Genomic DNA, 15,071 nt, shown 5'->3' on the forward strand with positions numbered 1-15,071 from the left:
GCCGAAGGCAGCGGCTCCTGCCGCTGCCTTCGGCGCTACTCAGGCTGCGATCGGGGCCTGTGGCGAGCCGTTGTCGTCCGGGTGGTTGTCATCGTTGCCGGCGGCGTCGCGCCAGCGCCAGTCGGCCGGGGTCAGCGGGTCCAGGCCGTAGGCAATGCGGGCTTTCTCGCACTGCGCGCTGGGCTTGCCGTATTCCCATGAAGCGTCCACCTCGCGGCATACGCTGGGCCGGTTGGGATGGATCGTGCATCGCGAATACACGCCGATCTGGGCGTCGAGCGCCACGCAACGGACCGGCGCCGAATGGGTGCCCTGCATGCACAGGCGATGCGGGTCCAGCACTTCGGTCAGTTGGTGCGGCACGCCGCCGGGGGTGACTTCGTCTGATTCCATCCAGTGGAACGCGACGCGGTACTGGGTGCAGCAGGCGCCGCAGGTCATGCAGGGGTGTTGCATGGGCAGGGCGCCTCGGGCGGCCATTGGCGCAATGAAAAGAGAGTGCGGATTTTCCACGATGCGGGCCAGCGCGCAAGAAATTCCGTATCGGGCGACAATGAACGGATGAACCGATACAGCAACATCGCCGCACGATTGCCCGAACTGGCGCGTGAACGTCCCGACCAGATCGCCATCCGCTGTCCCGGACGGAGAGGGCCGGGCAATGGCATGGCGGCCTACGACGTCACCCTGGACTACCGCCAGCTGGATGCGCGCAGTGATGCCATGGCCGCCGGTCTTTCCGCCTACGGCATCGGCCGCGGCGTACGGGCGGTGGTGATGGTGCGGCCTTCGCCGGAGTTCTTCCTGCTGATGTTCGCGCTGTTCAAGCTGGGCGCGGTACCGGTGCTGGTGGATCCGGGCATCGACAAGCGCGCGCTGAAGCAGTGCCTGGACGAGGCGCAGCCGCAGGCCTTCATCGGCATTGCGCTGGCCCACGTGGCCCGGCTGGCGCTGCGCTGGGCGCCGTCGGCCACGCTGCTGGTGACCGTGGGCCGCCGGCTGGGCTGGGGTGGCACCACGCTGGCCGCGCTGGAGCGCGCCGGGGCCGGTACGCCGCCGATGCTGGCCGCCACCGATGGCGAAGACACCGCGGCGATCCTGTTCACCAGCGGCTCCACCGGCGTGCCCAAGGGCGTGGTCTACCGCCACCGCCATTTCGTCGGCCAGGTCGAGCTGCTGCGCGCGGCCTTCGGCATGCAGCCGGGCGGAGTGGACCTGCCGACCTTCCCGCCGTTCGCCCTGTTCGACCCGGCATTGGGACTGACCTCGGTGATACCGGACATGGATCCCACGCGCCCGGCCAAGGCCGATCCGCGCCGCCTGCACGATGCGATCAAGCGCCACGGCGTCACCCAGTTGTTCGGCTCGCCGGCATTGATGCGGGTGCTGGCCGACCATGGCCAGCCGCTGCCGGGGGTCAAGCGGGTGACCTCGGCGGGGGCGCCGGTGCCGCCGGACGTGGTCGCCAGGATCCGCCGGCTGTTGCCGCCCGATGCCCAGTTCTGGACGCCATATGGCGCCACCGAATGCCTGCCGGTCGCGGTGATCGAAGGGCGCGCGCTGGAGAACACCCGGGCCGCCACCGAAGGCGGTGCCGGCACCTGCGTGGGCGGGGTGGTGGCACCGAACCAGGTGCGCATCATCGCCATCGACGACGCGCCGCTGCCGGACTGGTCGCAGGTGCGTGAGCTGGCGGTGGGTGAAGTGGGCGAGATCACCGTCGCCGGGCCTACCGCAACGGACAGCTATTTCAACCGTCCGCAGGCAACCGCGGCGGCCAAGATCAACGAGACGCTGGCCGATGGGAGCACCCGCGTGGTGCACCGCATGGGTGATGTGGGCTACTTCGATGCGCAGGGCCAGCTGTGGTTCTGCGGACGCAAGACCCAGCGCGTGGAAACCGCGCACGGGCCGCTGTACACCGAACAGGTCGAGCCGGTGTTCAACACCGTGGCCGGCGTGGCGCGCACCGCGCTGGTCGGCGTCGGTGCGCCGGGTGCGCAGGTGCCGGTGCTGTGCGTGGAGCTGCTGCGCGGGCACTCCGATTCCGCCGCCCTGCATGAAGCGCTGCGCACCAAGGCGGCCGTGCGCCTGCCCGAGGCACGCCTGCAGGAGTTCCTGGTCCATCCGGGGTTCCCGGTGGATATCCGCCACAACGCCAAGATCGGCCGCGAGAAGCTGGCGATCTGGGCCGCTTCGCAACGGGAAAAACACGCATGAAGATCCTTGTCACCGGCGGCGGTGGATTCCTCGGCCAGGCGCTGTGCGCTGGCCTTGCCGAGCGTGGGCACCAGGTACTCAGCTTCAATCGGGGTCATTACCCGGCGCTGCAGGCAATGGGCGTAGGCCAGATCCAGGGTGATCTGGCTGATGCGCAGGCGGTGCTGCACGCGGTGACGGGCATGGACGCGGTGCTGCACAATGCGGCCAAGGCAGGGGCCTGGGGCAGCTATGACAGCTACCACCGGGCCAATGTCGTCGGCACCGACAACGTGATCGCCGCCTGCCGTGCGCAGGGAGTGTCGAAGCTGGTCTACACCTCCACGCCCAGCGTGACCCATCGGGCTACGCATCCGGTGGAAGGGCTGGGCGCGGACCAAGTGCCGTATGGCGAAGACTTCCAGGCGCCGTATGCTGCGACCAAGGCGATTGCCGAACAACGCGTGCTGGCGGCCAACGATGCCGCGCTGGCCACCGTGGCGCTGCGCCCCCGGTTGATCTGGGGGCCGGGCGATCTGCAGCTGGTGCCGCGGCTGGCGCAGCGTTCGCGCGCTGGACGCCTGCGCCTGGTCGGCGATGGCAGCAACCTGGTCGATACCACCTTCATCGACAATGCCGCACTGGCGCATTTCCTGGCGCTGGATGCACTGGCTCCTGGTGCGGCGTGCGCGGGCAAGGCGTACTTCATTTCCAACGGCGAACCGCTGCCGATGCGCGAGCTGCTCAACAAGCTGCTGGCTGCGGTAGGCGCGCCCCCGGTGAAGAAATCGCTGAGTTTCAAGACTGCGTACCGCATCGGGGCGGTAGCCGAGAAACTTTGGCCGCTGCTGCGCCTGCCGGGTGAGCCGCCGCTCACCCGTTTCCTTGCCGAACAGCTGTGCACCGCGCACTGGTACAGCATGGAACCGGCGCGCCGTGACTTCGGTTATGTGCCCGTGGTGAGCATTGACGAAGGGCTCACGCGGCTGAAAGCTTCATCAATCGGCGAGATTTCCGTCACCAGATGAACACCGCTGGCACGTGAGTATGGTCCCCAACGCCACCCCGGCACGTTAACCGCGAGGATCGCCATGCTGCATTACGCCGTCATCTTTTTCGTCATCGCCCTGATTGCCGCCGTGCTTGGGTTCTCCGGTATCGCCGGTGCCGCCAGCAACATCGCCTGGATCCTGTTCGTGGTCTTCCTGGTGCTGGCCATCATCTCGATGTTCCGCAAGCGAACCTGACCTTCGGTCGGGTTGCTTGAAAGACAAAGCCGGGCATTGCCCGGCTTTGTTGTTTCCGCACGATGCTGCTGGAGCAGACGGCCAGCGGCCGTCACTACCGGGCCGGCGGCGGTCACTGCCGCATCAGGCAGGTAGAATGCCCGCCATGCCTCTTTCCCTGCTCAAGTCGCTCAAGCCGGTTGCCGGCCGCGCCCTGCAAGCCGCGCTCAACCGCGCGCTTGCGCTGGACCCTGATACCCGCCAGGCGCTGACCGCACTGGATGGCCGCCATATCGACCTGACCCTGGAAGCGCCCGCCCTGGCGATGCGCATCAGCGTGCACGGCGAGGCGCTGGAAGTGGGTCCGGTGGACCATCGCGAAGCCGACCTGGCGGTGCGCAGCAGCCTGTCCGGTGTGCTGGTACAGTTACCGCTGCTGGCGAAATCACGCGGCGCCCAGGCCAACACGGCCGGGCGCGTTCGGGTGGCCGGCGATGCCGAACTGGCGCGCCGCCTGCAGCAGCTGGCGAAGGGCTTCGATCCGGACTGGCAGCTGCCCTTCGTGCGCGTGTTCGGCGAAGTGCTGGGCGTACAGGTGGCCAATACCCTGCGCAGCGCCCTGCAGCACGCACGCCGCGGCGCGTCCGACCTCGCGCATACGGCCGCAGAGTTCGTCACCGAGGAATCGCGCGATGTGGTGCCGCGCGGCGAACTGGATGCCTTCCATGACGACGTGGACGTGCTGCGTGACGACCTCGAGCGCCTCGCCGCGCGCGTGCAGCGCCTGCGGGGTGCCGCATGAAGGCGCTGCTGCGGGCCAGCCGCATCGGCCGCATCATCCTGCGCTACCGGCTGGACGACCTGCTGCAGGGCACCCCGGCCGAGCGCTGGCTGCGGCTGGCCAAACCCTTCGTGCCACGTGCATCGGCGGACATCGCCGCGCAGTCCCGCGGTGCGCGGCTGCGCCTGGCGCTGCAGGACCTCGGCCCGATCTTCGTCAAGTTCGGACAGATCCTGTCCACCCGCCGCGACCTGGTGCCGCCGGATGTAGCCGTCGAACTGACCCTGCTGCAGGATCGGGTCAAGCCGTTCGACGGCGATACCGCACGGCGCATCGTCGAACAGGCGCTGGGCATGCCGGTCAGTGCGGCATTCGCCAGTTTCGATACCGAGCCGCTGGCCTCGGCATCGATCGCCCAGGTGCACGCTGCCACGCTCGGCGATGGGCGCCAAGTGGTGGTCAAGGTGCTGCGCCCGGACATCGAGAAACAGATCGTCGCCGACATCGCCCTGCTCAATTCGCTGGCGACGCTGGTCGAGCGCACCCATCCGCGCGCCGACAAGATCCGCCCGCGCGAGGTGGTGGCGGAGATCGAAAACACGCTTTCGGCCGAACTGGACCTGCAGCGCGAAGGCGCCAATGCGAGCGTGCTGCGCCGGTTCTGGGAGAACTCCGACGACCTGTACGTGCCCGAGGTGATCTGGAGCCACACGGCCGAACGTGCACTGACCCTGGAACGCGTGTGGGGCATTCCGTCGGACGACATCGAAGCGCTGGACCGCGCCGGCATCGACCGCGTCGCGCTGGCGGCCAAGGGCGTGCGGGTGTTCTACACCCAGGTGTTCCGTGACAACTTCTTCCACGCCGATGCGCACGCCGGCAACATCTGGGTCGATATCGATCCGCAGCGCCGCGCCAACCCGCGCTTCATCGCGTTGGATTTCGGCATCATGGGCCAGCTCTCGCAGGAGGACCAGTACTACCTCGCCGAGAACTTCATGGCCATCTTCAACCGCGATTACCGGCGCATCGCCGAACTGCACGTGCAGGCCCGGTGGATGCCGGACCACGTGCGCATCGACGAGCTGGAATCGGCGGTACGGTCGGTCTGCGAGCCTTACTTCACCCGCCCGCTGTCGCAGATTTCGCTGGCCGAGGTGCTGATGAAGCTGTTCCGCGTAGCGCAGCGCTACCAGCTGACCCTGCAGCCGCAGTTGATCCTGCTGCAGAAGACCCTGCTCAACATCGAAGGCGTGGGTCGCCAGCTGGATCCGCAGATCGATATCTGGGCGGTGGCCAAGCCGGTGCTGGCGAAGATCCTGCGCGCGCGCTACAGCCCGCGCCGGGTGCTGCGCGAGATCGGCAAGCGGGTGCCGGAAATCATGACCCATGCGCCGGACATGCCGCGGCTGGTGCACGCCTGGCTGAGCCAGCAGGTGGAAGGGCGGCACGAGTTGTCGATGCGCTCGCGCGACCTGGCCGCGCTGGATGCCAGCCTGCAACGGCTGCAGAAGCGCGCCGTGGGCGCAATCACCGGTGTCGGCCTGCTGGCGATCGCCGCGCTGCTGTACGTGCTGCAGCCGCCGGGCCTGTACTTCGGCGACATGCCGATCTGGAGCGGGGTGTCCAGCGTGCTGGGTGCATTGGCGTTGGCACGGGCGTGGTGGCGATGATGGGGGGCGAGTCGGTGATCGACGAGACGACCCAGGAGGATGTGTCCGCCGTCGCAGCAGCGGAGCCGCTGCAGCTGCTGCACCAGGACGAGCGCTTGGCGGTGGTCAACAAGCCAGCCGGGCTGATGGTCCACGACAGCAAGCTGGCGCGCGGCGAGGATGACTTCCTGGCTGATCGGCTGCGCGAGCAGCTGGGCCGGCAGATCTTCCTGGTGCACCGGCTGGACCGCGCCACCAGCGGCTGCCTGCTGCTGGCCTTCGACCGCGAAACCGCCAGCGCGCTGGGCAAGTCGCTGATGGGCGGGGAAGTGCAGAAGGATTACCTGACCGTGTGCCGTGGGTGGCCGGCAGAGGAAAGCTGGCAGGTCGACCATGACCTGGACGGTGGTCCCGGCAAGCCGGTGAAGAAGCCGGCGGTGACGGATTTCCAGCGCCTGGCGACCGGCGAGCTGGCGGTGCCGAGTGGTGAGTTCAGCACCTCGCGCTATGCGTTGCTGCGCTGCCAGCCGCAGACCGGGCGCTTCCGCCAGATCCGCCGCCACCTCAAGCACCTGTCGCACCATATGATCGGTGACACCAGCCACGGCGATGGGCGGCACAACCGCATCTTCCGCATGCAGGGCGTGCACCGCATGCTGTTGCATGCCGAGCGCCTGCGTTTCCCGCATCCGGACGGTGGCACGGTGGATGTGCGCGCACCGGTGGACGCCGCATTCCAGAAGGCGCTGGATCTGTTCGGCTGGGACGTCGCGCCGGCCTGAAGGCGGTAGCGCCGAGCCATGCTCGGCGGGATCCAGAAGCGTGACGACCAACGGTCGTCACCCACCAAGCGAACAGCGTGACGACCAACGGTCGTCACCCACCACGGCACGGCGCTACCGGGCCCCGAGCCTGGGCGGGCTACAATCCCCGCCATGAAAATCGCCTCGTGGAACGTCAATTCACTCAACGTCCGCCTGCCGCACCTGGAGCAGTGGCTCAAGGACTTCGGCCCGGATATCGTCGGCATCCAGGAAACCAAGCTGGAAGACCACAAGTTCCCGGATTCGGCGCTGATCGCCGCCGGTTACCGCAGCGTGTTCGCTGGCCAGAAGACCTACAACGGCGTGGCACTGCTGTCGCGCGAGCCGGCGCAGGACGTGCAGATCGGCATTCCCGGCTTCGAGGACGAGCAGAAGCGCGTCATCGCCGGGACCTTCGGCCAGCTGCGGGTGATCAACCTGTACGTGGTCAACGGCCAGGACGTGGGCACGGACAAATACGCCTACAAACTGCGCTGGCTGGAGGCGGTGCACGCCTGGATCGCCGATGAGCTGCAGCGCTACCCGAAGCTGATCGTGATGGGGGATTTCAACATCGCCCCGGACGAGCGTGACGTCAACGACCCGCTGGTCTGGAACGAAAACCACATCCTGACTTCCACCGCCGAACGCGGCGCGCTGAACAAGCTGCTGCAGCTGGGACTGCACGATGCGTTCCGCCTGCACAGTGACGAGGCCGGAGTGTTCAGCTGGTGGGATTACCGCGCCGCCGGTTTCCGCCGCAACCTTGGCCTGCGCATCGACCTCACCCTCGTATCGGAGGCGCTGAAGGCGTCAGCGGTGGCATCGGGCATCGATCGCGAGCCGCGGACCTGGGAGCGCCCCAGCGACCACGCACCGGCCTGGGTGCAGCTGGCCTGAAACAACGGGGCCCGGCATTTTGCCGGGCCCCGTGCTGATGCATCCGCCGGCCAGCGGCCGGCACCATGGCGGCGTCAGCGTATGCTCTTGCGGGTGAACAGATTGACGATCGCCAACAGGATCACCGCGCCGATCAGTGAGAACAGGAAGGTGCGCAGCGTGATCGCGTCGTTGATCCCACCACCGAACAGAAAGCCGGCAATGAGCGCGCCGACGATGCCGACCACCACGTTGAGGATGATGCCCTGCTGGCCATCGCGCCTCATGATGATGCTGGCCAGCCAGCCCACGATGCCGCCTACGATCAACCAGATGATGATGCCCATCGCCACACCTCCACGTCCCAAGGGCCTTCAGTTGACGCGCCCGGCCGTGAACCGCTTGTGCAGCCGTGCTGACAGGCACGCGACGTGAGCCTGCAGCCGCCCTGTGATGGCCCGTGGCAGTTCGGTCCGGTGACAGTCTGGCGCCGGCCCCACGTGCCGGGACACCGTGGCGAACCGCAGGCGCGCCAGGTGCTGGCCGAAGCGTTGGGAGGCGATCCGCTGGCGCTGCCCCTGGTCCGTGATCCGCGTGGCCGCCCGGAGCTGTCTGCTGCGTTGTCCGGCTACGGCACCGGCTGGAGCCACAGCGGCGAGCTGCTGCTGGTGGCGCTGGGCGAAGGCGTACGGCTGGGGGTGGACCTGGAACTGCTGCGTCCACGGCCGCGCCTGCTGGAAATCGTTCGCCGCTTTTTCCACCCGGCGGAAATCGAATGGCTGGAACGCCTGTCCGAGGCTGATCGCGAACACTGGTTCTTCCGTGTCTGGTGTGCCAAGGAGGCCATGCTGAAGGCCGACGGGCAGGGCATCTCCTTCGGCCTGCACCGCCTGCAGTTCGCCCCCGCCGGCGACGGCAGCCTGCAGCTGCACTGGTGCGATGCGGCGCTCGGCCCGGCCACGCGCTGGCACCTGCATGAGTGGCAGGCGCGCGCCGATTTCCGCGCCGCGCTGGCCTGGCACGCGGCCTGAAGCGCTCGTGGCCGGGTGAAACCGGCGATAATGCCGGCATGAGCGAACACAATCTTCCGCCTGCCGTCGCCGACACGCTGCAGCGTGGTCTGGCCGACATGGGCCTGGCCGCCGAGATGGCGCCGCCGCTGCTGCGTTACCTGGCCCTGCTGCATCGCTGGAACCAGACCTACAACCTCACCGCGGTGCGCGATCCGCAGGAGATGGTCACCCGCCACCTGCTGGATTCGCTGGCGATGCAGCCGCACGTAACCCAGGGCACCCTGGCCGACCTCGGCACCGGTCCGGGGCTGCCCGGCATACCGCTGGCCATCGCCTGCCCGGGCCTGCAGGTCACCCTGGTGGAAAGCAACGGCAAGAAGGCGCGCTTCATGCGCGAGGCCGTGCGCCAACTGCAGCTGGGCAATGCGCGGGTCGCCGAATCGCGCGCTGAAGCGCTGGACGAGCCCGGCCAGTACGACCAGATCACCGCGCGTGCGATGGATACTTTGGAAGGTATCGTGCGCGTGGGTGGCCACCTGCTGCGCCCGGGCGGTGTGCTGCTGGCGATGAAAGGCATCCATCCGCACGATGAAATCGCCGCACTGCCGAAGGGCTGGAGCGTGCGCGAGGTAGTGCCGCTGCAGGTACCGGGCCTGTCCGGAGAGCGCCACCTGGTGACCGTTACAGGTCCTTGAGCGGCTGCGCCGGTCCTTGTCCGCCAAGGTCCTGGCGCATCCCGATTTCCGCCCGGGGCCGGTTGTACGCATAATGACCAGCCCCAGCAACCGTCGACGAGGCTCACCCGCATGGCCCGCATCATCGCCATCGCCAACCAGAAGGGTGGCGTCGGCAAGACCACGACCGCCGTCAACCTGTCCGCCGCCCTGGCCCACGCCCCCAAGCGCGTCCTGCTGGTGGACCTGGATTCGCAGGGCAACGCGACGATGGGCAGCGGCGTGGAAAAGCGCGAGCTGGCCTCGTCCACCTATGACCTGCTGCTGGGCGAAAGCACCGCGGCGGAAGTGCGGGTGAAGTCGGCCGAAGGCTATGACCTGCTGCCCGGCAACATCGACCTGACCGCCGCCGAGATCCAGCTGATGGGCCAGGGCGAGCGCGAACAGCGCCTGAAGCGCGCGCTGGCACCGATCCGCGATGAGTACGATTACATCCTGATCGACTGTCCGCCGGCGCTTTCGCTGCTGACCTTGAATGCCCTGGCCGCCGCCGATTCGGTGCTGGTGCCGATGCAGTGCGAGTACTACGCCCTGGAGGGCCTGAGCGCGCTGGTGGAAACCATCGAAGCGCTGCGCGGCAACCTCAATCCGGCCTTGGAAATCGAAGGCGTGCTGCGCACCATGTTCGATGTGCGCAACAACCTGGCCAACGCGGTGTCCGGCGAGCTCACCGAACACTTCGGCGACCTGGTGTTCCGTACCATCGTGCCGCGCAACGTGCGCCTGGCCGAAGCGCCCAGCCATGGCCAGAGCATCGTCGGCTACGACCGTGGCTCGCGCGGTGGCGTGGCCTACCTCGGCCTGGCCGGGGAGATCATCCGTCGCAACAACGATCGCAACAAGGCCGCCAAGGCCGTGGAGACTGCCTGATGACCACCAAGCCCGCCGCAGGCAAGAAGCGTGGCCTCGGCCGCGGCCTGGATGCCCTGCTGGGACCGAAGGCTTCGGTGAGCCAGGTGCAGGCCACGGCGGTGATCGAACCGCTGCCTGGTGAAGTGCTGCGCAGGCTGCCGATCGGCCAGCTGCAGCCGGGCAAGTACCAGCCGCGGCGCGAGATGGACCAGGCCAAGCTCGCCGAACTGGCTGATTCCATCCGTTCGCAGGGCGTGATCCAGCCGATCCTGGCGCGCCAGCTGCCGGGCGGCAACTACGAAATCGTCGCCGGCGAACGCCGCTGGCGTGCCTCGCAGCTGGCCGGGCTGGACGAAGTGCCGGTGGTGGTGCGCGAGCTGGAAGACCGCACCGTCATCGCGATGGCGCTGATCGAGAACATCCAGCGCGAAGACCTCAACCCGCTGGAAGAAGCCGAAGCCCTGCATCGGCTGATCAGCGAGTTCACCCTGACCCACGCTGAAGCGGCCGAGGCCGTCGGCCGTTCGCGTGCGTCGGTGTCCAACCTGCTGCGCCTGCTGGAACTGCCGATCGCGATCCGCGTGCTGCTGGAATCACGCCGGCTGGAAATGGGACATGCCCGCGCGCTGCTGACGCTGGCACCGGAACTGGCCGGCAAGCTGGCCCAGGAAGCCGCCGACGAAGGCTGGTCGGTACGTGAAGTGGAGCGCCGCGCGCAGGCGTTCGCCGCCGGCAAGGTGCCGGGCAACCGCCCGCAGCCGGCGCCGCGCAGCGCCCCTCAGGCGGATATCGCCTCGCTGGAAACCGAGCTGAGCGAATCGCTTGGTGCCAAGGTGGCGATCAACCATGGCCGCGGCGGCAAGGGCAAGCTGGTCATCCACTACACCGATCTGGACACGCTGGATGGCGTGCTTGAACGGTTGCGGGCCCAGCGCGGCTGAGCGACAGCATGACGATCCTGCTTACCGGCGCTGCGGGATTCATCGGGGCCTACACCGCGCAGGCCCTGCTGCAGGCCGGCCAAGCGGTGGTCGGGCTGGACAACTTCAATGATTACTACGATCCCCAGCTGAAGCGCGACCGCGTAGCGGCGCTGTGCCCGCAGCTGGACCTGCGCACGCTGGAGCTGACCGACCGCAACGGCCTGGCCGCGCTGTTCGAAGAGGTCCAGCCGCAGGCGGTGATCCACCTGGCCGCGCAGGCCGGTGTGCGTTATTCACTGGAAAATCCGCAGGCCTACGTCGACAGCAACCTCAGTGGCTTCGTCAACATCCTGGAGGCCTGCCGCCACTACCGCGTGCAGCATCTGGTGTATGCCAGCAGCAGTTCGGTGTATGGCGATTCGGCCACGCCGCCGTTCTCCGAAGACCAGCGCGTGGACCAGCCGCGCTCGCTGTACGCGGCCACCAAGGTCGCCAACGAACTGATGGCCTACAGCTATGCGCAACTGTATGGCCTACGCGCCACCGGACTGCGCTTCTTCACCGTATACGGCCCCTGGGGGCGGCCGGACATGGCGCCGCTGCTGTTCGCCCGCGCGGTGCTGGCCGGGCAGCCGATCGAGGTGTTCAACGAAGGCCGGATGCAGCGCGATTTCACACATGTTTCCGACATCGTGGCGGGCATCCTTGGCGCGCTCGCGCATTCCAGCACCGAGCCGGTGCCGCACCGCGTGTTCAACCTGGGCAACCACACCCCGGTGGAACTGGAGCGGTTCATCGAGGTGATCGAGCAAGCCGCCGCTCGCCCTGCACGCAAGGTCTACAAACCGATGCAGGCCGGCGACATGGTGCGCACGATGGCCGATACCCGACGTGCCCATGACGCGTTCGGCTATTCACCGTCCCTGCCGATCGAACAGGGGCTGCCGCCCGTGGTGGCGTGGTGCCGGGATTATTTCGGCGAACGCGGCTGAAGGCGCCCATGCTGGGCAGCCGGGTTCATCTTCGGATAACCTCGGAAGCGGAGAATGCGCGCTGTTTTACTTTCCCTTGGCCGAGTTCCCGATGAGTCATCCCGAGCTTTCCGTCGTCGTCCCGGTATTCAACGAACGCGACAACGTCGCCCCGCTGGTGGCTGAAATCACCGCAGCGCTGCGCGGCCGCGTGGCGTTCGAGATCGTCTACGTGGACGACCATTCGCAGGACGACACGCTGGCGGTGCTGCAGGCGCTGAAGGCCACCACGCCGGAGCTGCGCGTGCTGCACCACCTCAGCCAGAGCGGCCAGAGCACGGCGGTGCGGACCGGCGTCAAGCAGGCCCGCGGCGCGTGGATCGCCACGCTGGACGGCGACGGCCAGAATGATCCCGCCGATATTCCGAAGCTGCTCGACGCCCGCGCGACGGCCGATGCCCAGGTCAAGCTGTTCGCTGGCTGGCGGGTCAACCGCAAGGACAGTGGCAGCAAACGCTGGGCCAGCCGCTGGGCCAACGCGATCCGCGCACGCGCGCTGCACGACGCCACGCCCGATACCGGCTGCGGCATCAAGCTGTTCGAGCGCGAGGCCTTCCTGGACCTGCCCTATTTCGACCACATGCACCGCTATCTGCCTGCGCTGATGCAGCGTGCCGGCTGGACCACGCAGTGCGTGCCGGTCAACCACCGTGCGCGTACCGCCGGGGTGTCCAAGTACAACAACCTGCAGCGGGCACTGGTCGGTCTGCGCGACCTGCGCGGGGTGGCATGGCTGATCACGCGCAGCCGCCGTACGGCCGTGGAAGAACGCTGATGGACCTTCCCCTGCTGGACCAGCCGCTGACCTGGTTGTACTGGACCGGGCTGCACGTCACCGGCTGGAAGCTGATCGGCTACACCGGCGCGCTGATGTTCGGCGGCCGCTGGCTGGTGCAGTTCGTCGCTTCGCGGCGCGCCGGCAAGCCGGTGATCCCGCGGTTGTTCTGGTACATGAGCGTGGTCGGCAGCCTGATGACGCTGAGTTACTTCCTGTTCTCCGCCAAACAGGACTCGGTCGGCGTGCTGCAGAACCTGTTCCCCGCCTTCACCGCGCTGTACAGCCTGAAGCTGGACATCGCCCACCGCGGCTGGAAGCGCGACAAGGCCGCTCATTAGACAGCGGGCAGGACGTTCGACCCATGTAGCGGGGCAGCATCGGTGCCATCATCGAAGGCCTGCCTCCCCCGGGAATCCTGCGCTCGTGAAAACCCGCCTTGCCGTTGCCCTGCTGCTCGCCCTGTCTGCTCCCTTGCTCACCCACGCGGCCCCGCCGGCGGCCACCGCCGCGCCGGCCAGCATTGCCAATGAAAGCGCCGCCGATGCAGCGTTCCGCGCGATCTATGAGAAGGAATGGGCGTGGCGCCAGGCCGGTGGAGGTGAAGCCAGCGAAGACGGCGACGCACCGGAAAGCGCCGCGCGCATGCCCGATGTAGGCCCGGCTGCACAGCAGGCGCGGCTTGCGGTCTGGGACGGTGTGCTCAAGCAGCTGGACGGGCTGGATGCCAAGGCCCTGTCTGGCGTGAACCAGGTCAACCTGGCGATCTACCGCGACCAGGTGTTCAACCTGGCCGAGGAAGTGCGCCTGCGCACCTACGAGATGCCGTTCAATTCGGATTCCTCGTTCTGGTCGAACCTGTCCTTCATGGCCCGTCGCGAGATGAAGACCGCGCAGGACCATCGCAACTACATCGCGCGCCTCAACGACGTGCCGCGTTACTTCACCCAGCAGACCGACAACATGCGTGCCGGCCTGGCGCGTGGTTTCAGCGTGCCGCGCGCCGTGCTGGACGGCCGCGAAGTGGCGATCTCCAACGTCGCCGACCTCACCGATCCGACCCGGTCGCCGCTGTACGCACCGTTCAAGAAGCTGCCTTCCAGCATTCCCGCCGCCGAGCAGGCCCAGCTGCAGGCGCAGGCGCGCGAGGCGATCGCCGGCAAGGTCATCCCGGCGTTCCAGCAGCTGCGCCGCTTCTTCCTGCAGGAGTACGTGCCGAAGGCGCGCACCACCCTGGCCGCCGAGGCAATGCCGGACGGCAAGGCGTTCTACAAGCAGCAGATCCACGAATACACCACGCTGGACCTGGGCCCGGATGAGATCCACACGATCGGCCTGGCCGAAGTGGCACGCATCCAGGCCGAGATGAACGCCATCATCAAGCAGGTCGGTTTCAAGGGCAGCTTCGGTGAGTTCCTGACCTTCCTGCGCACCGATCCGCAGTTCTACGCCAAGACGCCCGATGAACTGCTGCATCGCGCGGCGTGGATCTCCAAGCGCGTGGACGGGGTGATCGGCAGGTACATGACGCTGCCGCGCGCGCGCTTCACCATCGTGCCGGTGCCGCCGGACATCGCCCCGTTCTGGACCGCCGGCCGCGGTGGGATGGGCACCTATTGGCTCAACACCTACAACCTGCCGGCGCGCCCGCTGTACAACCTGCCCGCGCTGACCCTGCATGAGTCCGATCCGGGCCACGCGCTGCAGGGTGCGCTTGCGGCCGAGCAGGGCGAACTGCCGGAGTTCCGTCGCAACAGCTACATCTCCGCCTACGGCGAAGGCTGGGGCCTGTACTGCGAAAAGCTTGGCGTGGAGATGGGCATCTACGAGACCCCTTACGAAGACTTCGGCCGGCTGACCTACGAAATGTGGCGTGCCGCGCGGCTGGTGATCGATACCGGCGTGCACAGCAAGGGCTGGAGCCGCGAGCAGGCACTGGCCTACCTGCGCGACCACACCGCGTTGAGCGAACACGAGGTCACCACCGAAGTGGATCGCTACATTTCCTGGCCGGGCCAGGCGCTGAGCTACAAGCTCGGCGAGATCGCCATCGTGCGGCTGCGCGCGCAGGCGGAGAAGGAACTGGGCGATTCGTTCGACATCAAGGCGTTCCACGATGCAGTACTGCAGCAGGGCTCGGTGCCGCTGCCGGTGCTGGAACAGCAGATCCAGGCGTTCATCGCAGAACGCAGGAAAGGCTGAT

17 protein-coding genes are annotated in these 15,071 nt (G+C 67.6%); 15 read left to right on the forward strand and 2 right to left on the reverse strand.

Annotated features, from left to right (window positions below; translation table 11 throughout):
• Positions 1 to 39: 39 nt before the first annotated feature.
• On the reverse strand, positions 40 to 456 hold the full coding sequence (locus H9654_RS10300) for a YkgJ family cysteine cluster protein (protein ID WP_191770753.1): 417 nt from the start codon (positions 454 to 456) through the stop codon (positions 40 to 42).
• Between the two features lie 105 nt (positions 457 to 561).
• Here H9654_RS10300 and oleC point away from each other — a divergent pair, with 105 nt between their 5' ends.
• From oleC to xth, 7 genes are all read left to right on the forward strand, one after another.
• Positions 562 to 2,220: an olefin beta-lactone synthetase gene (oleC, locus tag H9654_RS10305; RefSeq protein WP_191770754.1), complete on the forward strand. Its 1,659-nt coding sequence runs from the start codon at positions 562 to 564 to the stop codon at positions 2,218 to 2,220.
• The gene (gene oleD / locus H9654_RS10310; RefSeq protein WP_191770755.1) at positions 2,217 to 3,227 is read left to right on the forward strand and encodes a 2-alkyl-3-oxoalkanoate reductase; all 1,011 of its coding nucleotides are present in this window, start codon (positions 2,217 to 2,219) and stop codon (positions 3,225 to 3,227) included. The genes oleC and oleD overlap by 4 nt, the downstream gene beginning before the upstream one ends.
• Positions 3,228 to 3,290: 63 nt before the next feature.
• Entirely contained in the window at positions 3,291 to 3,446 is a 156-nt protein-coding gene (locus H9654_RS10315) for a DUF1328 domain-containing protein (protein ID WP_042613899.1), read from the forward strand.
• Between the two features lie 145 nt (positions 3,447 to 3,591).
• Entirely contained in the window at positions 3,592 to 4,227 is a 636-nt protein-coding gene (locus H9654_RS10320; RefSeq protein ID WP_191770756.1) for a ubiquinone biosynthesis accessory factor UbiJ, read from the forward strand.
• Entirely contained in the window at positions 4,224 to 5,879 is a 1,656-nt protein-coding gene (gene ubiB / locus H9654_RS10325) for a ubiquinone biosynthesis regulatory protein kinase UbiB (RefSeq protein ID WP_191770757.1), read from the forward strand. Before H9654_RS10320 ends, ubiB begins: the two co-directional genes overlap by 4 nt.
• Complete coding sequence (locus H9654_RS10330) at positions 5,879 to 6,640, forward strand: pseudouridine synthase (RefSeq protein ID WP_225211981.1); 762 nt, start codon at positions 5,879 to 5,881, stop codon at positions 6,638 to 6,640. Before ubiB ends, H9654_RS10330 begins: the two co-directional genes overlap by 1 nt.
• 153 nt (positions 6,641 to 6,793) lie before the next feature.
• Complete coding sequence (gene xth / locus H9654_RS10335) at positions 6,794 to 7,561, forward strand: exodeoxyribonuclease III (RefSeq protein ID WP_191770758.1); 768 nt, start codon at positions 6,794 to 6,796, stop codon at positions 7,559 to 7,561.
• Positions 7,562 to 7,635: 74 nt separating this feature from the next.
• On the opposite strand, the gene H9654_RS10340 is transcribed toward xth, so the two are convergent.
• Entirely contained in the window at positions 7,636 to 7,887 is a 252-nt protein-coding gene (locus H9654_RS10340; RefSeq protein ID WP_101099446.1) for a GlsB/YeaQ/YmgE family stress response membrane protein, read from the reverse strand.
• Between the two features lie 84 nt (positions 7,888 to 7,971).
• On the opposite strand from H9654_RS10340, the gene H9654_RS10345 reads away from it, so the two are divergent.
• The 8 genes from H9654_RS10345 to H9654_RS10380 all read left to right on the forward strand — a co-directional run bounded on the left by H9654_RS10345 (position 7,972) and on the right by H9654_RS10380 (position 15,070).
• Entirely contained in the window at positions 7,972 to 8,571 is a 600-nt protein-coding gene (locus H9654_RS10345) for a 4'-phosphopantetheinyl transferase family protein (RefSeq protein ID WP_318241130.1), read from the forward strand.
• A 38-nt stretch (positions 8,572 to 8,609) separates the two neighbouring features.
• Complete coding sequence (gene rsmG / locus H9654_RS10350) at positions 8,610 to 9,248, forward strand: 16S rRNA (guanine(527)-N(7))-methyltransferase RsmG (protein ID WP_191770759.1); 639 nt, start codon at positions 8,610 to 8,612, stop codon at positions 9,246 to 9,248.
• 111 nt (positions 9,249 to 9,359) lie between these two features.
• Positions 9,360 to 10,157: a ParA family protein gene (locus tag H9654_RS10355; RefSeq protein WP_101099443.1), complete on the forward strand. Its 798-nt coding sequence runs from the start codon at positions 9,360 to 9,362 to the stop codon at positions 10,155 to 10,157.
• A complete protein-coding gene (locus tag H9654_RS10360; protein WP_372487481.1) occupies positions 10,154 to 11,080 on the forward strand; it encodes a ParB/RepB/Spo0J family partition protein in 927 nt (308 codons plus the stop codon). Before H9654_RS10355 ends, H9654_RS10360 begins: the two co-directional genes overlap by 4 nt.
• Before the next feature lie 8 nt (positions 11,081 to 11,088).
• Positions 11,089 to 12,054 carry an NAD-dependent epimerase/dehydratase family protein gene (locus H9654_RS10365; RefSeq protein WP_191770760.1) on the forward strand — a complete coding sequence of 322 codons (966 nt, stop codon included), beginning with the start codon at positions 11,089 to 11,091 and terminating at the stop codon, positions 12,052 to 12,054.
• Positions 12,055 to 12,145: 91 nt separating this feature from the next.
• Positions 12,146 to 12,868, forward strand: a complete 723-nt coding sequence (locus tag H9654_RS10370) for a glycosyltransferase family 2 protein (protein ID WP_191770761.1) — start codon at positions 12,146 to 12,148, stop codon at positions 12,866 to 12,868.
• Positions 12,868 to 13,209, forward strand: a complete 342-nt coding sequence (locus tag H9654_RS10375) for a lipid-A-disaccharide synthase N-terminal domain-containing protein (RefSeq protein ID WP_101099439.1) — start codon at positions 12,868 to 12,870, stop codon at positions 13,207 to 13,209. The genes H9654_RS10370 and H9654_RS10375 overlap by 1 nt, the downstream gene beginning before the upstream one ends.
• A gap of 85 nt (positions 13,210 to 13,294) precedes the next feature.
• Positions 13,295 to 15,070 carry a DUF885 family protein gene (locus H9654_RS10380; protein ID WP_191770762.1) on the forward strand — a complete coding sequence of 592 codons (1,776 nt, stop codon included), beginning with the start codon at positions 13,295 to 13,297 and terminating at the stop codon, positions 15,068 to 15,070.
• The last annotated feature ends 1 nt before the right edge of the window (position 15,071 follow it).

The organism is Stenotrophomonas lacuserhaii (assembly GCF_014836545.1).
Taxonomy (GTDB): domain Bacteria; phylum Pseudomonadota; class Gammaproteobacteria; order Xanthomonadales; family Xanthomonadaceae; genus Stenotrophomonas; species Stenotrophomonas lacuserhaii.